Source organism: Patescibacteria group bacterium (genome assembly GCA_027858235.1).
GTDB lineage: Bacteria > Patescibacteriota > Patescibacteriia > Patescibacteriales > BM507 > BM507.
Genome location: JAQIDC010000016.1, coordinates 24550 through 42146 on the forward strand (window position 1 = coordinate 24550; position 17597 = coordinate 42146).

Here is a 17597-nt window from a genome sequence, read left to right on the forward strand (position 1 = left end):
CTTTTGTATCGATATTATGAAATTTTTAGTATCTTATACTGAATTACACCTCGGGGTGTCTGGACGTCTACGGTATCGCCTTTGGACTTTCCTAGAAAAGCTTGGCCTATGGGAGATTCGTTAGATATCTTACCTGTTGGAGGATCAACTTCATTAAAACTAACTATCTCAAAGGTTCTCTCTTTTCCATCGGCTTTTACCGTTAGAACTGAACCGAGAGATACTTCGTCTGTTTTCTTGCTCTCTACAACAACCACATTTTTTAACAGGCTATCTAACTCAATTATTCTTCCTTCATTTAGTGCTTGGGCGTCTTTCGCTTCTGAATATTCAGCATTTTCACTTAAATCACCCATATCTTTTGCTTTCTGGATTCTGTCAGCAATTTCCCTTCTCTTAACTTTAACAAGCTCTTGATACTCTTCATTGAGTTTTTCGTAACCCTCTTTTGATATAATTTGATCAGACATTTTGATTTTAAAAACACTTGATACTTTTTCAAGTGTTATATTAATAGTTTTAAATATAGTTAAAAATATACAACAATTAATATTATTTTTCAATACCCTTTTGATTACCTAACATTAAAAGAAATATAAAAAATAGAAATTGAAGTTTATTAATTTTTAATTAGAAAATTTTCAAAAACGATTGTAACAAAAATTAAATATCCAAAACCAAGAGGATGATTTAAGTATGGGCTAAAAAAATTAACAATAATTATAAGGAATAATCCAAGTGCGAGTGACAAGTTGAAAATTGAGTCAAAATTATTTGATATATTTTTATTGAGAAAAATACTCGACAATATTTTATAAAGAAAATACAAATAAAATAAAACTCCAAGTATGCCAAGTTTAAGCCATAGGTCTAACCATCCCCATTCAAATGCAAATGTTTCGTAAACACCGTCTGGGCTGTTTTCCAACACCCTTGGATCAGAAGATACATATGTGACAGTCTTTCCAAAGCCAGCTCCAACTATAGGACTCTCTTTTATTTCGTTTAAAAGAGGTTTTAGTAAAGCCCATCTAGATGATACACCAGCCTCTCCTGAGATTTGTTTAGCTCTCTCACTAAGTAGATTGGCAGTATTAAAATTACTATTTGGACTAGGAAATGGAAATTTGACTGTAGCAGTAATTAAAAATAATGATAAAACGGAAATTAAGAAAAATGATAATAAAAATATTAGGGTTTTTTTAAATTTATAGACTATTAAGATGTATAAAAATACAATAAACAATCCGAATAGAAGCCCGACCCAATTACTTCTTGAGAATGTAATTAAATTTATTGCCATCAAAAATGCTGAAACAAAAAACCAATAATAAGTTATTTTTTCAAGACTAGCTTTTTCTTTCTGGCTGAAAATAATAAATAACAAAATTCCCAAAAAAACAAAGAACAGTGGAAGAAAATAAATATGTGATTGAAAGAATATTCTAGAGAATCCACCATCCATCCTGGTTATTTCCCCTACTCCTGTTTTTCTTACCCAAAGATAAATAGTAGGAATAACAGATAAAATATTGTGTGAAAAAATATATAAAAGAAAAAAAGTTTTTACAGTCACCCATGTGATTGCAGCCAAAATTATTGAATATAGACTATTAATTTTTGTACTATTCTTGAAATAAACATAATAAACAGGAAAAATATAACTCAAAAATATCCAAGCGTTAAAATCCAGAAAGATGTTTTTTATATTATTCCCTTTAATAACTGCGATAAAAAGAGAAAAGAAAACGAAAGCAAAAAGGTAAAAATAATACTTTAAAAATTGATTGTCAAATACTGACTCTTTTAGAAAAGCTTTAATTTCAACTTTACCTTTTTTAATATCTGGGAGATATTTTTTATAAAATAGCAGACTTATTTTAATAAAAAAAGCGAGCATTACAGCTAGCCAAATCCCAATTCTTATTGAGAGTGAAAAGGAAAATATACTGACATAAAATAGATAACCCTTTGAACCAATGATAAGTTCAACAAATGAAAACCAGAGCCCATATTCAATATTTTTAAGAGAGATTACAAATACAAATAATACTATAGCTAAGAAAACTACAACATTAAATTCACTAAATAGATAAGCGAAAAGAGAAAATACCTCAAAGAGAAATATAAAAGCAAAGGCTAGCCTAAATTTTTTATTTATTAGATTCATTGTTTTCAAATTTATAAACTAGAATGTCTCCAATTTCTATATTTTTTTTATCACTAAAACCAGCATTAACTTCTAAAACATTATTAACGGGTTGGTCTGAACTATAAACATTTTTTACTTCGTGCCCTTCTGGCTGAAGATTTTTATCTATTTTTATTATTTTGTTATCATCTATCCAGATAATATCAAGGGGAAACATCATGTCCCTCATTACAAAATTGTGTATTTTTTTACCATCAAAAGGAAAAAGCATACCACAATTCGCGCATATTGATTCCTTAAAACTTAATCCTAAATATGCCTTGTCATTATTATCCGCAATACCAATAAGATTTATCCTAGCATCATTGATTTTAATGTAATCCCCTCCGCCTGAACAAGCTGATAATATAAAGAATAGAGAGAAAAACAAAAAAATAAATTTAATTTTCATATTTTTATTTTAAATTATGTTTATTTTTTATAATAGCTACAGATTTTTTGTATTTTATTACTTTTGGTAAGAATGGAAATAACTTGTATGTAAAACTTGGCGTCCAAGAGCTCATTGTTCCTCCTGACTCAACTTCAAATAAAACCTCGTCAATCCAAATTCCCTTTTTCCCATTCTCAAGCATGGTTAACCATAAATCCCAATCTTGTAGTCTTTTTATATTCTCATCAAATCCTGGAAAATCATCTTTTTTAATTAAGGAAGATGTATGAATATAGGGCATTTGTTTTAACCTTGCTTCATCAAATTTCCATAAGCTAAAGTTTTTGAAACCAAACTTGTGAGAAGAATATGCGTAACTTCTGCCACTCTGTTTCAAGGCATGTAACATTTTTTCAAGAAAATCTTCTCTCAAAACGATATCAGCATCACAAAAAAGCAAGAACTCCCCTCTCGCAAATTTAAAACCATTATTTCTCGCAAAATTTGAACCTTGATTTTCTTGATTTATAATTTTGAACCTGGTAGAGAACTTTCGCTGATAGCTATTCAAGACATCCGATATCTTATCTTTTGAACCATCATTAACAACTATTATTTCATAATGTTTGTATGTTTGCTTGATTATACTATCAAGACAATAAGATATTTTATCAGCCTGGTTGTAGACTGGTATTATTATTGAAATCATTTATTTATAATATTATATATTTTTAAAGTTTGTTTGTCCCACAAAAAGTCTTTCAAAACTCTTTCTTTCCCGTTTTTTCCGAGCTGAGTGCCACTCTCCCTATTTTCATATAACTTTATTATAGCATCTGCTATATTTTTTGGCTTGTCATTTTCTAATAATATTCCATTTAGTCCATCAACGACGGCATCAGAAACCCCTCCGCTATTGTTTGCTATAACCGGTAAACCGGCTAAATTTGCCTCAAGATAAACTATTCCAAAACCCTCGAAATCACCGTCCATTTCACGTGAAGGCATAATAAAAACATTAGAATTAGAGAAATTGTTCCATTTCTCTGTGTCAGATATCCTCCCTATAAATTCTATTCTTGAATCATCTGAAATATCTTTCAAATACTCTTCATCAGGACCAGCTCCTGCTACCCGAAACTTAATATCTGGATATTTTTTCTTATCTACATACTTAAAAGCTTCTATTGTCTTATCAACCCCTTTTCTTTTAACAAGTCTTCCAACAAAGAATAAAACAAAATCGCGACTAATTGCATGACTAATTTCGTGACTAACCATTGAGACGCCTGGATTTACTACTGAAATTTTTTCTGCAAATTTTGGAAAATAATTTTTCATTAATCCGTGGAGATATGAATTTCCTACTATTATATATATTGATTTAGATAAAATAATTTTTGCCAGTATTTTTTTACGGTTCTTTTTTTGCGAAAAAGTATAATCCATGCCATGTAGGATAACGCTGTATTCGAATCCCAAAAGATACGACAAAGCCCAGACAACAGTTCCCAGGGGTAAAATTTGCCCCACTATAACATGTTTTATATTATTTTCCCTGACCACTCTCCAAACATGATAAAAAGAGCTTAGCCAAGAAAAATATGTTGATATTAAATTTCGTCTAATTATTCTATCGCTTTCGTTTAATTTTTCGTTTGCCTTAGGGGATAAAACTAGGATTTCTTCATCCGGCCAATTCTCAAAAAGACTAGAATAGTATTCAGCTACTCCACCCTTAAATGGTTTATATTCCAATGTAACAAGTAATGTTTTCATTATTATTTTTTTATAAATGAACTATAAATACTAAATATATCCTCTTTTCTAAAACCACGTAATAAATATAAACTAATAAAATAAATGAAGGCAGAAATAGTAACAACAAAAAATATATTTAAATAATCTTTGGCATAATAAACAAATATACTCATCATAAAAGACGCTAATAAAGTTTTAAGAGCAATTTTTAACAAATTTAAAAACTTAATTTTAATAATTCCAGGTATTTGAATCATTCCCAATAAAAACATGAGCATATTTGTAAGAAGAACAGTTATGCTGGCACCAAGAGCTTGATATTTTGGAATAAGTATTATATTCAAAATAACACTAGCTACTAATGCAACGCCCATATTAAAGGTATTTAATCTTTGCTTGTCACAAGCGTTCAGAAGCGAGCCAATTGGAAAATTTAGGAATATAAAAGGGAGTGAAAACATAATTATTATTAAAGGTAGAATTGCGTCATTATAACTAGATGAAAATATTAAAATTATTTGCTGAGATAGAAAGGCTATGCCAAAACTAATTGGCAAGGAAATTATTAAAAGATATGAAAAGGCCCTTTCAAACGTTACCAAAAGCTGTGTCCTATCACTTTTCCAATAAGCACTCATAGCAGGATAGAGAGAAGCTGTAAAAGCCATCGGGAGGAACTGCAGAGAAAAAATAATCTTAAAAGCAACTTGATATAGGCCAACAAAATAGTCACCGGCCATCATTTTCAAAAGAACAGAATCTAGATACAAATACAATCTTTGAAAACCAACAAAAACTCCAAAAGGCAAACTAATAATAAATATATGTTTTATAACTTTGAGTTCAATTTTTTTGAAAAACGAAATATGCCATTTTCTTTTAAGCAATGTACTAGAGTAAATAAAATTGAAAATACTTGCGAAAACAAGCGCACTCATAACATACAAAATACTATAATCGAAAAATAAAAAATAAAAACCGAAACAGAGAACAATCAACTGAAAAACAACAGAAGAAATACTCTCAAAAATTAAATTATGATGTCCCCTGCTAATAGCGTAGAAAGTATATGTGAAGGAGTCGAGAGTAACTGCTAATGTTGAGAGTAGAATTAAATACTTAAGAGTACCGGTGTAGCCTAGGAAAAAAATAAATAAATATATCAATATCCAAGACAAAAACATTAAAGGAATTTTAATCGCTAAAATATTTGATATAAGTTTTGACGAGGATTCTTGATCTTTAGCTATTTCTCTAGTGAGGACATTAGCAATTCCAATATCAATAATTATTCCAAAAATACTAGCGAATGAAATAGCAAAGAAATACTGACCCAAACTTTCCGGCCCCAAGAAACGCGCTAGAATTGCAAAATAAGTAAAAGAAACTACCTTTTGCAGTATAAGAGCAAAGGTAAAATATGAGGTATTTTTTGCTATGTTTTGAACTTTTCCTGCCAGATTTTTGTAATTATTAAATAGATAACTAACTTAATTATAGTACATTTTAACTAAAATTAAAACAAAAAACTCCCCAGAAATAGGAAGTTTTTTTATATAAACAGAAATAGACGATTTCTGTCGTGAGTTTTGTCGAAGGATTAACGTTTTGACCATTGTGGAGCTTTTCTAGCTCTCTTTAGCCCTGGTTTCTTTCTTTCTTTTGATCTAGCATCCCTAGTCAGCCATCCTTTTGCTCTTAAGCTCGGTTTTAGTTCTACATTAATCAATAGTAATGCCCTTGAAATACCGTGTCTAGTAGCCTCTGCTTGGGCTTTTTTACCACCGCCATTAACAACTATCGAAAGATCGTAGTCAGCCATCAAACCAGCCATTTCAAGCGATTGTGTTGTGATATTTGCATAATTTTCAGTAAAATAGTCAACAAAACTCATTCCGTTAACAAGTGAATCACCGGCTCCTTTGTACAGTCTAACCTGAGCGACGGATGTTTTTCTTCTTCCAACCGCATAGGTATATCTTCCTTTAAATTTAATATCTTTAGGATCTTTAATTTTAGTCTTTTTAGAAGTTTTTTCTTGGCTCAAGTCACTCTCTCCCTCTTCGAGATTTACTTTGTCAACGACTTCTACTTCTTCAGTTTTCTTAGTAGTGGTTTCTTTACCCATATTATAAAATTATTAAAATTAACGAATAATCAATCTTCTTAACATATTATCTCTGAATTTTACTGGAGGTAGCATCTCACGAACTGCTCTTTTTAAAACTTCAGCTGGCCTAGATTTATTTAAATCTTTTAACTTTGTTTCTTTAAGTCCACCTGGATATCCAGAATATCTAAAATATTTTTTTTGTTCTAATTTTTTACCAGTGAAGGTTAGTTCTTTGATCCCTAAAACTTCAACCATATCGCCACAATCAGTATGTGGTTCAAATTCAGGTTTAATTTTACCTCTTAAGATAAGAGCAATCTCAGTAGCAACTCTTCCAACTGCTTTTCCTGAAACATCAATTGTGTGTTGTTTTCTTTCTATTTTAACCATATATTTATTCTCTTATATTAATTCAATTTGAGCAACTTGAGCACCATCACCTTGTCTAATTCCAAGCTTTACAATTCTTGTGTAACCACCTTGTCTTTCTTTATATCTTTTTCCTAAAATATCCATAGCCTTTTTAACAGCCAATTTTTGAGGCAAAACATCAATAAGTTTTCTTCTTCCTATTAAATCACCTGTTTTAGAAGCGGTTATAAGTTTTTCAACTAAAGGTCTTACAGCCTTTGCTTTTGCTTCAGTGGTTTTTACTTTTTCGTATATCAAAATACTAGATGCAAGATTTCTTAACATCATTTCCCTTGGGGCTTTTTTCCTATCCAAGATTTTCCCTTTTTTTCTATGTCTCATATATTTATATTATAAAATCTTATTCAGATTTCTTAGGTCTTCCTCTTTTTTTAGTAGGTTCATCGTCATTTGCTTCCTTAGCACTATCATCATCTGTAGCGACTTCTTCCTTCACTTTATCATCAACTTCTTCTTCTTCTTTCTCTTCTGTCTTGTCTTTTTTATCTTCAGATAAAGATGAAAATTGATCAATTAAAATTTCATTAGCTTGCCTAAATGCCTCAGCAGGAGTAATGGTTCCGTCTGTTAGGATATCAATCACTAATCTATCCCAATTGGTCATTTTACCGACACGTACGTTATCAATATCAATACCAATATTCAAAACTGGTGAAAAAATTGAGTCTATTTCAAGATAACCAATTTCTGTTGTTTTCTCTTCTCTAGCTTCAATGGTTTCATAACCGATACCTTTCTTTACAAAAATTTCCATGTTTATGTTTCCAGCCATATCAGTAAGTGTAGCGATATTTAAATCTTTGTTTACTACTTCAACACTTGAATCAGCTTTAATATCTGATGCCTTTACAATTTTTTTACCGGCAACACTTAATGAAAGTTTTACAACTTCATCTGTAAACATCTTTATTCTTAACTCTTTAAGATTCATCAGAATTTCAAGGATATCTTCTTTTACATGAGCAAGTGACATAAATTCGTGATCAACACCTTCAATTTTAACTCCAACTACTGCTGCTCCCTCAAGAGAAGATAATAATACTCTTCTTAGAGAATTACCAATTGTAATACCATAACCCGGAAAACAAGGTTCAATAATAACTTGACCTTTATTTTCTTGGTCCCCTTCTTTGAGTGAGATTTTATTTGGCAAGGCAATATTTTGCATAATTTTTAAATAAATTTTTTATTATATAATAATAAATTACTTTGAATAAAACTCAACAATCATCTGAGCGTTAAGCTTTGTATTAACATCTTCACGAGAAGGCTCGTGTAGTACTTTTGCTTCCATTGTCTTGATATCAAGATTTAACCAGCCTGGAATCTCAGCATTTTTTAATTTTTCTTCTACACCTTTAAAAAATCTATTATTTGAACTTGATTTTTTTATTTTAATAACATCCCCTGTTTTAACAGTGTAAGAAGGGATATTTACTTTCTTATCATTGACAGTAACATGAGTATGACTAACAATTTGTCTAGCTTGTCCTCTTGATGAACCAATTCCAAGTCTATAGATAACGTTATCAAGTCTCAATTCTAGAAGTTTAAATAGATTATCACCAGCGTTACCTTGTCTTTTTTGTGCTCTATCAAAAGTAATTTTAAACTGTTTTTCAAGTATTTGATAAGTCCATTTAGCCTTTTGTTTTTCAATCAATTGAGTAGCATACTCGGTCAATCTTCTTCTGGTCTGTTTTGCCCCATGCATTCCTGGAGGGTAATTCCTTTTAACAACTGCACACTTTGCTGTATTACAACGCTCACCTTTAAGAAAAAGCTTTTCTCCTGCTCTTCGACATTGTCTACATTTTGCGTCTAAATTTTTAGCCATATTATTTTATTCACCCAGTGGAATAATTTCTTTGAAATTTTTGTTTTACAAAATTCCACAGGGTCAAATTAAAATTTAATTATACTCTTCTAGGTTTTCTTGCTCTACAACCATTGTGAGGAACCGGAGTGATATCCTTGATTGATGTAACATTTAAACCGTTTGAGTTAAGAGCCCTAACTGCAGATTCTCTTCCTGAGCCAACACCTTTTACGAAAACAGAAACTTCTTCAAGTCCTATCTCACGAGCTTTTCCTACTGCAATTCTTGTTATAATCTGTGCTGCATATGGTGTTGATTTTTTTGGACCCTTAAAGCCGGCAACACCAGCCGATGCCCAAGAAATAACATTACCATTCAAATCAGTTAAAGTAACGATTGTATTATTATAAGTAGCTTTAACAAAAGCTTTCCCTGAAGTAATTTGTTTTAAAATTTTCTTTTTCTTTTTCTTGGCTTTTGATTTCTTGGCATTTTCAGCTTTTTTCTTTTCAAGCTTAATTCTGATTTCCTCAGGTAGCTCTTCTAAGCCTTTAATTCCATTAACTTCTTCTTTAGAACTTTTAGTTAAATCAATTTCATCAACATCATCCTTCTCATCTTTTTTTGTAACAGCTTCATCGTCAGTAGTTTTTTTTGGATCTTTTTCTACTACCTCGTCTTGATTTTTTGCTGTTGTTTTATCATCACTCATAATTTGTTTAATATAAATATTTTTTATAATTAAGTTGTTTGCGCGGTTGCTTTCTTTTGTCCACCAACAGCAACTCTTTTTCCACCACCCCTTACAGTTCTTGAGTTAGTTTTAGTCCTCTGTCCTCGTACAGAAAGTTTTTTAGTATGTCTCAATCCTCTGTATGAATTAATTTCTTTTAATCTTTTTACATTTGAAGCAACATCTCTTCTTAAATCACCTTCAACTTTGTGTGATTTTTCAATTTCAGTCCTTAGTTTGTTGGCATCCTCTTCATTGATGTCTTTTACTCTTAAATCTGGGCTAATTTTCAATTTTTCCAATATTTTTTTTGATTTATCTGGACCAATACCATAAACATAAGTCAAAGCGACTTCTACTTTTTTGTGATTTGGAATTGTTACCCCTGAAATTCTTATTGCCATATTTTTAAATATTGTTTACTTACTTTATAATAATTAACCTTGTCTCTGTTTGTGTTTTGGATTTTCACAAATACAACAAACACGACCTTTTCTTTTAATAATTTTGCAATCTTTACAAATTTTTTTTACTGATGCTCTAACTTTCATAATATTCGAAATTAAATAATTTTTGACAAAAATCCAGCCTTGAATTTCAAAACTAAAATGTTACTTCTAACTTAACTACAGTCTAAAAGTAATTCTCCCCTTACTTAAATCGTAAGGACTAATTTGAACTTTTACTTTATCTCCTGGTAGTAATCGAATTTTAAACATTCTCATTTTTCCAGAAAGATGAGCTAAAATTTCATGATCATTTTCAAGGACAACCTTAAATGTGCCGGCTGGCCTGAGTTCAAGAATTTCTCCTCTCATTTCAATAAAGTCTTTTGAACTGTCTGTGTTGTTTTCTTTTGTATTATTTCCCATTAACTAAAACTTGGCAAAATTTAAAAAGCTTACCAAATGATGGTAAATTCTAAATAAAGCTGAAATTTTTATTTCCTAGTAATTATATAGTTATTTACATACCTTGTCAAGTATTACAATAAACCTGATAAGTTTTACTTTATTTTTTGTAATTTACCAATAATATTACTAATATTAGTAGTCTTTATTCTAAAATAGCTTTTATCCTTCTGACGCCTGCGGAGGAGCTTTCTTCCTTTTTTATTTTAAATTTACCTAATTTTGCTATATTATCAACATGAGGGCCTCCACAAATTTCTTTTGAAAAAATATCACTTTTATTGCCAATTGTATAAACTTTTACTTTATCCGAATATTTTGAATCAAAAACTCCTGTCGCGCCACTTTCTTTAGCCACGTCCAGTGGGACTTCTTCAAAAGAAACAGACAAGCCTTTCCCAATTTGCTCGTTAATAATATCCTCAATTTTCTGTTTTTGTTCTGTCGTTAGTTTTTCGGAATGTGAAAAATCATATCGGAGTCTTTCTGCTGTTATGTTGCTTCCTTTTTGACTAACATGATCACCCAAAACTCTTCTCATTGCTTCTAAAAGCAAATGTGCGGTTGTATGTAGTTTTGTTGTCTCTTCAGATGTATCAGCCAAGCCACCTTTAAATTTTCCAGCGCTTGCTGTTCTTGAGAGTTCTTGGTGTTTTTTCAATTCTTCCCTGAAACCCGTCATATCAACTGTTAGTCCATTTTCTTCTGCCATTTCAACTGTCATTTCAACTGGAAATCCAAATGTCGCAAAAAGCTTAAAGGCTACATCACCTCTAATTTTTTGATTACTTGAATCAAGCAGCTTTTTTTGTTTTTCATGTTCAAAAGAAGTTAAAAGCTGTCCACTACTTTTTTTTGCAGAAACAATTTCATTAAACTCTTTTATGCCATTGATTAATGTTTTTCTAAACCTATCTTCTTCTTTGCTTATCTCCGCAATAATCATTTCACGTTTTTCTTCCATGTCGGTGTAATAACTTCCATATTCATCGATAACTACACTTGCAACACCTGATGTGAAATTTTCTTTTACGTCCAGGTCATAAGCAAAACGCACTGCCCTCCTAATCAATCTTCTAGTAAAATACCCCTGATCTTTATTATCAGGAATAGCACCATCACCTATCAGGAACGTAGCCCCTCTTAAATGGTCCATTATCACTCTAAAAGCGATAGTTTCTGTTTCATTTTCTCCATATTTTTTACCTGTAACTTCTTCGATTTTTGCTCTTAGTGTTTCAAATATATCCGACATAAAAATATCAGGAGTATCATTTACGGCGACAGCTAGTCTTTCAAGTCCTCCACCAAAATCAATATTTTGATTTTTTAATGGTTCAAAACCATCAGCAGTTTTCATAAATTGCATAAAAACATTATTTCCAATTTCAAGGAATCTACCACAATCGCAAGCTGGATGGCATGGTTCGTCTTTCCATTTTGATTTTTCGTGAAGTTTTAATTTATCACCAAAATCCCAAAACATCTCAGAATCAGGTCCGCCAGGCTCACCTACTGGCATATTCTCAGGGACACCAACTCGTGACCACCAATTTTCTTTTTCTGGATAATAAAATATTCTGCCATCTTGCATTCCATTAAGCTCGGCCAAATCAACAGCGTCTGCTTCTATGCCAACATTAGAAAATTCATTTTTCCAAAGACTAACAGCCTCATTGTCTTTATCCAGACCATATTTTTCATTACCTCTGTAAACAGAAATATACAATCTTTTTGGATCCAAGCCCAAGTCTTTAGTCAAAAATTCAAACATCCAAGGAATCTGCTTTTCCTTAAAATAATCACCAAGACTCCAGTTGCCAAGCATTTCAAACATTGTAGTATGTCTATTATCACCAACATCATCAATATCCATAGCTCTAAAACATTTTTGAGAATCAACTATTCTTACCCCTTCAGGATGAGTTTCTCCTAACAAATAATTTATCATTGGTTGCATTCCTGAGCCAGTAAAAAGTGTTGTAGGGTCATTTTCAGGCAATAAAGAAGCGCTAGGAACAATAACATGTCCTCTGTCTTTAAAAAAATCTAGATATTTTTGTCTCAATTCGCTTGCTTTCATATGTAAATATTTATTTATCAATACTTAATAAAATACTACATTATTATTATTATTATTTCAAGAATATTTTAATACTTTTCCATTAACTCGGTATTATTAACACCTAAAATAAAATATGGTTTTTGTGAATCACTTCTTTTCATTATAATCCAATAAGGCTCGTCTAAAATAAAATTTCTTGGGTCCTGAGGCTTCATTACTGCATTTCCAGGCATCACTATAGCTGCCTCATTCTCTACTCTTGCGCCCTTCTCATCCATATCAAATTTAATATTTTCAAACATCTGTGCAATAAAATAATCTTTAAAGTTTTTATTGTCTAGATATTTATTAATCAGTTCAACATAATCTCTATTATGGTCAAGGTGTAATTTAGGAGCCTCAAAACTATCTGCTGAACTAATGGTTTTTAAGTATTCTTTATTATTACTGTTAATTTCACTCAACACTATCTCCGGATTTGTCATATCATATCCTTTAGCTAGGATTAATTGGTCCTCCTGGTCTTCAAGGTCTATCCTAACAATAAATTTATCATCAGATTCATACTTAAGAACTCTTACATTATCTTTTTCAGCTCCTGTTTTTGCATAAAAACCTCTCAACTTTTCTCCATTAAAAAATACTTCTTTTTCAGTAAAAATAGTTTTGTACTCAACTTCTTTCAAGAAATAGGCATATGAAATAATATCTTTTTTAGCTAGATTCATGTCTAAGTCACCAAAGCTTTTACTTGGGAATTTCTTTTTTGACTCTTTGTTTATTATGTCAACCGTTTCTTGACCGTAGCCACTTTTAATATAATAACTCTTATCATCCAAGTCTTCTTTAGTAAAAATAGGATTATTAAGTTTTTCAATCATGGTCAAAGCTATTACATCCTCAGTCCTTAATTGCAATTTTTCATTAAGAATATTTTCATTTAAATCATTCCAAGCTAAATTCATTGCTCCACCCCAAACATAATTTTCCTTAAAATAACTACCAAGATAGTCGCCCGTGATACTTGCTTTAGTATCCTGAACAACATGAGGCTGTGCTGGTAATTTCTCAGAACAGGCTGTAAGTAAAAGTAGAGATGCAATTATTGGAATTATTATTAGCTTTTTCATAATATTTTGTAGTAAATTTTTTATAGTTTCCTTAAATAAGCTATCCAAAAGTTTCTTTTATAATTTTGTCCGGAAAATCTAGTATACCCACTTTCTTTTATTAATTTTTCTATTTTAAAATATTTTGAATACGTATTTTCAAAGTCGTCTCTAGTGAAAACTCTTTCTACAAGACCCAACACAGGCATTTTATAGGTATTTTTTTCTGGCCCAGGGTTGTTTTTAAGTAAATATTTTGCATTTTTATCACCATCCAAACACAATCCTCTTACAAAAAAATATCCGCCGGGTTTTAGACATCTTTTTACTTCACTCAAGAACACATCTCTCCCCTTCTCATCAAGTGAGTTTGAGCTTGTGACATCAATCACTAAATCGAAGGTGTTAGCTTCAAATTTTATTTTTTTTCCCAAGTCGGAAACAAAATATTCAATTTCTAGATTTTCATTTTTTGCTCTTTCTTTCGCTATTTTTATGGCAGTATTTGAAATATCCGTTGCACTAACCCTAAAACCCATAGAGGCTAAGTGGTTTGAATTCCTCCCTGTCCCACATCCTGCATCAAAGATTTTAAAACTAGAAAAATTTTTATCAATCTGTTTTTTATAATATTTTAGAAAACGAAGAAAAGTTGCCTGGGGTTTATCGTGTTTTGTAACTAGTTTTGATTCTCCCTTGTATTCATTTTCCCAAACACTAATTTGTCCCATATTATTTTCTTTTTATTTCATAAAGGAAAATTGCTAGTGCATTTGAAACGTTCAGTGATTCAATCTTGTCGGAGATATTTATCTTTAGGCTTGTTTTGGATAGCTCTTTTATTTCTAAATTAATTCCATGACTTTCACTACCAAAAACTAAAATGTATTTTTCCGGGAATGTAAAATCTGCAACGTCTTCACCATCAATAGCATCAGCTGTATAGATTGGTATTTTTTTTGAATCTTCTTTAAGAAAAGATAATTTATTGTCCTTGATTATATTAAGCTTGAATATGGCATCCTTAGCAGCTGAAATTGTTTTTTGATTATAGATTTCTGCACACCCTTCATCACAAACTATATTTTCGAAACCGAAAGCAAGACATGTTCGAAGGATGGTTCCTAGATTACCGGGATCTCCCACTCCGTTTAAATATATTGACGGAAGATTCTTATTAAGCTTACTGTCTTTTATTTTATACTGGGCAATAACACCGGAAGGCGTACTCAAGTCAGAAACAAAATTATTGATTTTTTCATCAATAATAAAAATTTTAGACTCAGGTATTTCATGCTTGGATTCTTTAAACTTATTGTGTTTTAGAAAATATTCGGTAACATAAATAGCCTCCATTTCAATCCCATCAAAAAAAGCGTCTCTAATTATCACAAAATTTTCTACCAAAAATGAAGAATATTGTTTTCGATACTTTTTTTGAGTTAATTTCTTTAATTGCTTTATTTTTTGGTTTTCTATACTTCGAATCTGTTTCATATACATATATTACTACAAATAAATATAAAAAAACAGCCCCATGTAATGAGGCTGCAATAAGTTAAGTAAATATTTTTTTATATTTACTCAGAGAAAAAATTCCCACTATTAACGCAATAATTCCTAGTCCAATCATTGAATCCTCCAGTGAAACGTGGTCAAGTATTAAACCAAAAATAAATAACGAAATCATACCAGCAACAGCACTTAAGCTTGAAATTAATGACAATACAGTTGCTCTATTTTCTGGTTTAAGATATTTATTTTTCATCTCAGAGGCTATTGTGCCTGTTATTCCTCTTAAAAAACTACTAAAAGCTAAAAAAGAGATAGCAATATTTGAGGTCAGAATTCCCATAAATATAAGAGGTAAACTCATGAACAAAACTATTGTTCCCAATACTCTAAATTCTCCAATTTTTTCTTTTATTTTATGAGAGTTTTTTGTAATAATCCAGGCAATAAAATTCATGAAGAAAAATACCCATCCATAATATTTTGGTGACAATTCTACTAGCTCAAAGTATGGATTTACAGTAAAAAACCATATTTTTGTAACAACATACATTAGAACGAAAAAGCCGACTATCCATTTTAGTTTTTTATGATTTGCGAGAAATAAAATACTAAATTTAATATGGTTTGCTTTTTCTTTTTCGCTGGCACTACTTTTTCGTTTAGTTTCTTTGAAGAAAAATGCAACGAAGAGAGAAAATATAACACCAGGGATAGAAATAAACATTGGTAATCTTGGATTTATAGCATACATGTATCCCGAGAGAATTGAAGTAAACATAACAACGAAATGCCTTCTTGATCTAGCCTTGGATACAACTTTTAAGTATTGATCATAGTTTCCCTCTTCCTTCATAGAATCAGCTAGGAGAGCTACATTAGTTCCTGAAATTAGAGCAAAACTTGTCATCGCTAGAATGTTCGCTATCCAAATATCCAAAGGGCAATCTGCAAACGAAAAATATGTTATACCCGCTACAGCTATAGCGGAGCCCAAAATAATAACATTCTTTCTTCCTAGTAAATCAGCCCAAGCACTAGAGTATATTTCTATAATAACTAAATATCCCAAAACGATTGACTCCATAAAATATAGCTCGCTCAGAGTCATTCCACCTACATTAATAATATAGGAGATAATAATTGGTCCCCAAAACAAAGGATCGATAAAAATATCAAAGAGCGTAAAAAGAGCAACATTGTCCAATTTTTTAAATTTTTTCATAATTTTTCTCCCTTTCTAGTTTTTTAACACACAAAAAGAGCCGACTTGTGTCGGCTCCAGACTATATAATGATATTAAATATTAACTAATATTACATAAAATTAAACAAAACCAACACAAAAGAAATTTGGACAGCAGAAATAGCCGGGATATAAATATCCCCGGTCCAAAAATGTTTAGTTAAGTTTTGTTTATTTACACAATTCATATTTTTTACCCCACGGCATACTGCAAAGCAGTAATTTAAAAAATTATCTCACTGGGTTAATCTATGTTTAATAATACGTAAAAACACTCTTTTTGTTACATACTTTCAACCAAATAACGTAGCATCCTCATATTTATTTAAAAAAGCCATTTTTTAGATGGCTTTTTAATTTCGTTCGAAATTTGGAAGAACAGTTAATAAACACTTATGAAGCTTGTTATAAACTACACGAAATACTATGTCTGAATACTCAACCAAATAATGACTTTTTGCATTACTTTCTTTTAAAATGAGTCTTGCCTCTCCTGACTTAATAATTGTAACAATTTTTTCTTAATCTTTTTGAGTCAATAAAATATTGTACCTTTGCAAAGCCCTTCTCGTAACGTGACGAAATCTATTTTTTCTTATTTTTTTCAAAATTTCCTCCTTTACTAAAGAACAATTTAATATAATAAATATAGCTATTTATATTAATCTTATTTTTCTATCGGTTTTGCTGTCACAACCAATCTTTGTTTGGTCGAATATATTGGAGTGCATGTAAACATAGTTAATATCTCATCATCACTTGGATCAATCACAGAAAGATCCGTATCTTCAACAACTTTTATATCATCAATTTCATAATACATCTCCTCCCCCTTCCAAACAATATAAACCAAATCACCAATCTCTAACTTATGGAAAAGATAAAAAGTAAGATTATTTGGCGGAAGATATTTAAATCTGTGCCCAGTTATAATAGTATTCCCAATCTCCCCAGGACGAGCTCCTGTGGGCATTAACCAGGCTCCGAGGGATAATCCATACGCTTCATTATCAGTTTCTACAATGGGCGCGTTAACGCCAATTTTTGAGATAATCAATCTATCAGGTGATGTCTTGTATTCACTTTTAGGAAAACCCGTTGTGACTTCAGTAATTATTTCGTTATTCTTTTTAAACTCCTCAACTATTTTTTCGGTTTCAACTTTTTGATCTATATCCTTATTACTCAATCTATATTTTACTTCAGGATAAAAGGGCAAAATTAATATATAGAAAAAAATTGCAAAGCTTAAAAGCCCTAATATAAATATTAGGGCTTTTCTATTCTTTCTATTTTTAAGTCGAAAAATCAT

The 17597-nt window shown here is 30.9% G+C and carries 21 protein-coding genes; all 21 read right to left on the minus strand.

Going from position 1 to position 17597, the window contains the following annotated elements:
• Positions 1-14: 14 nt before the first annotated feature.
• Complete coding sequence (greA, locus tag PF572_01115) at positions 15-470, minus strand: transcription elongation factor GreA (protein ID MDA3839665.1); 456 nt, start codon at positions 468-470, stop codon at positions 15-17.
• A gap of 149 nt (positions 471-619) precedes the next feature.
• Positions 620-2170: an O-antigen ligase gene (locus PF572_01120; GenBank protein ID MDA3839666.1), complete on the minus strand. Its 1551-nt coding sequence runs from the start codon at positions 2168-2170 to the stop codon at positions 620-622.
• Entirely contained in the window at positions 2154-2603 is a 450-nt protein-coding gene (locus tag PF572_01125; protein ID MDA3839667.1) for a DUF192 domain-containing protein, read from the minus strand. The genes PF572_01120 and PF572_01125 overlap by 17 nt, the downstream gene beginning before the upstream one ends.
• 4 nt (positions 2604-2607) lie before the next feature.
• On the minus strand, positions 2608-3294 hold the full coding sequence (locus PF572_01130) for a glycosyltransferase family A protein (GenBank protein ID MDA3839668.1): 687 nt from the start codon (positions 3292-3294) through the stop codon (positions 2608-2610).
• Complete coding sequence (locus PF572_01135; protein ID MDA3839669.1) at positions 3291-4364, minus strand: glycosyltransferase family 4 protein; 1074 nt, start codon at positions 4362-4364, stop codon at positions 3291-3293. Before PF572_01135 ends, PF572_01130 begins: the two co-directional genes overlap by 4 nt.
• Before the next feature lie 2 nt (positions 4365-4366).
• Positions 4367-5785 carry a flippase gene (locus PF572_01140; protein MDA3839670.1) on the minus strand — a complete coding sequence of 473 codons (1419 nt, stop codon included), beginning with the start codon at positions 5783-5785 and terminating at the stop codon, positions 4367-4369.
• Positions 5786-5946: 161 nt separating this feature from the next.
• Complete coding sequence (gene rpsI, locus PF572_01145; GenBank protein MDA3839671.1) at positions 5947-6342, minus strand: 30S ribosomal protein S9; 396 nt, start codon at positions 6340-6342, stop codon at positions 5947-5949.
• A gap of 150 nt (positions 6343-6492) precedes the next feature.
• A complete protein-coding gene (gene rplM / locus PF572_01150) occupies positions 6493-6849 on the minus strand; it encodes a 50S ribosomal protein L13 (protein ID MDA3839672.1) in 357 nt (118 codons plus the stop codon).
• A gap of 12 nt (positions 6850-6861) precedes the next feature.
• The gene (rplQ, locus tag PF572_01155; protein ID MDA3839673.1) at positions 6862-7212 is read right to left on the minus strand and encodes a 50S ribosomal protein L17; all 351 of its coding nucleotides are present in this window, start codon (positions 7210-7212) and stop codon (positions 6862-6864) included.
• Positions 7213-7231: 19 nt separating this feature from the next.
• Positions 7232-8059 (minus strand): DNA-directed RNA polymerase subunit alpha, encoded by an 828-nt coding sequence (gene rpoA / locus PF572_01160; protein ID MDA3839674.1) that lies wholly within the window; start codon positions 8057-8059, stop codon positions 7232-7234.
• Between the two features lie 36 nt (positions 8060-8095).
• Positions 8096-8728 (minus strand): 30S ribosomal protein S4, encoded by a 633-nt coding sequence (rpsD, locus tag PF572_01165; protein ID MDA3839675.1) that lies wholly within the window; start codon positions 8726-8728, stop codon positions 8096-8098.
• Between the two features lie 79 nt (positions 8729-8807).
• Positions 8808-9230, minus strand: a complete 423-nt coding sequence (rpsK, locus tag PF572_01170; protein MDA3839676.1) for a 30S ribosomal protein S11 — start codon at positions 9228-9230, stop codon at positions 8808-8810.
• 221 nt (positions 9231-9451) lie between these two features.
• Positions 9452-9847, minus strand: a complete 396-nt coding sequence (rpsM, locus tag PF572_01175; protein MDA3839677.1) for a 30S ribosomal protein S13 — start codon at positions 9845-9847, stop codon at positions 9452-9454.
• 33 nt (positions 9848-9880) lie between these two features.
• Positions 9881-9994: a 50S ribosomal protein L36 gene (rpmJ, locus tag PF572_01180; GenBank protein MDA3839678.1), complete on the minus strand. Its 114-nt coding sequence runs from the start codon at positions 9992-9994 to the stop codon at positions 9881-9883.
• Positions 9995-10069: 75 nt separating this feature from the next.
• Positions 10070-10315 (minus strand): translation initiation factor IF-1, encoded by a 246-nt coding sequence (gene infA, locus PF572_01185; GenBank protein ID MDA3839679.1) that lies wholly within the window; start codon positions 10313-10315, stop codon positions 10070-10072.
• Between the two features lie 184 nt (positions 10316-10499).
• The gene (locus PF572_01190) at positions 10500-12437 is read right to left on the minus strand and encodes an alanine--tRNA ligase (protein MDA3839680.1); all 1938 of its coding nucleotides are present in this window, start codon (positions 12435-12437) and stop codon (positions 10500-10502) included.
• 68 nt (positions 12438-12505) lie between these two features.
• Positions 12506-13549 (minus strand): hypothetical protein, encoded by a 1044-nt coding sequence (locus PF572_01195; GenBank protein MDA3839681.1) that lies wholly within the window; start codon positions 13547-13549, stop codon positions 12506-12508.
• A gap of 20 nt (positions 13550-13569) precedes the next feature.
• Positions 13570-14259 carry a class I SAM-dependent methyltransferase gene (locus PF572_01200; protein MDA3839682.1) on the minus strand — a complete coding sequence of 230 codons (690 nt, stop codon included), beginning with the start codon at positions 14257-14259 and terminating at the stop codon, positions 13570-13572.
• Between the two features lies 1 nt (position 14260).
• The gene (locus PF572_01205; GenBank protein MDA3839683.1) at positions 14261-15025 is read right to left on the minus strand and encodes an RNA methyltransferase; all 765 of its coding nucleotides are present in this window, start codon (positions 15023-15025) and stop codon (positions 14261-14263) included.
• Positions 15026-15086: 61 nt separating this feature from the next.
• On the minus strand, positions 15087-16265 hold the full coding sequence (locus tag PF572_01210; GenBank protein MDA3839684.1) for an MFS transporter: 1179 nt from the start codon (positions 16263-16265) through the stop codon (positions 15087-15089).
• A gap of 687 nt (positions 16266-16952) precedes the next feature.
• Positions 16953-17597, minus strand: coding sequence for a sortase (locus tag PF572_01215; protein MDA3839685.1), 645 nt, complete (start codon positions 17595-17597; stop codon positions 16953-16955).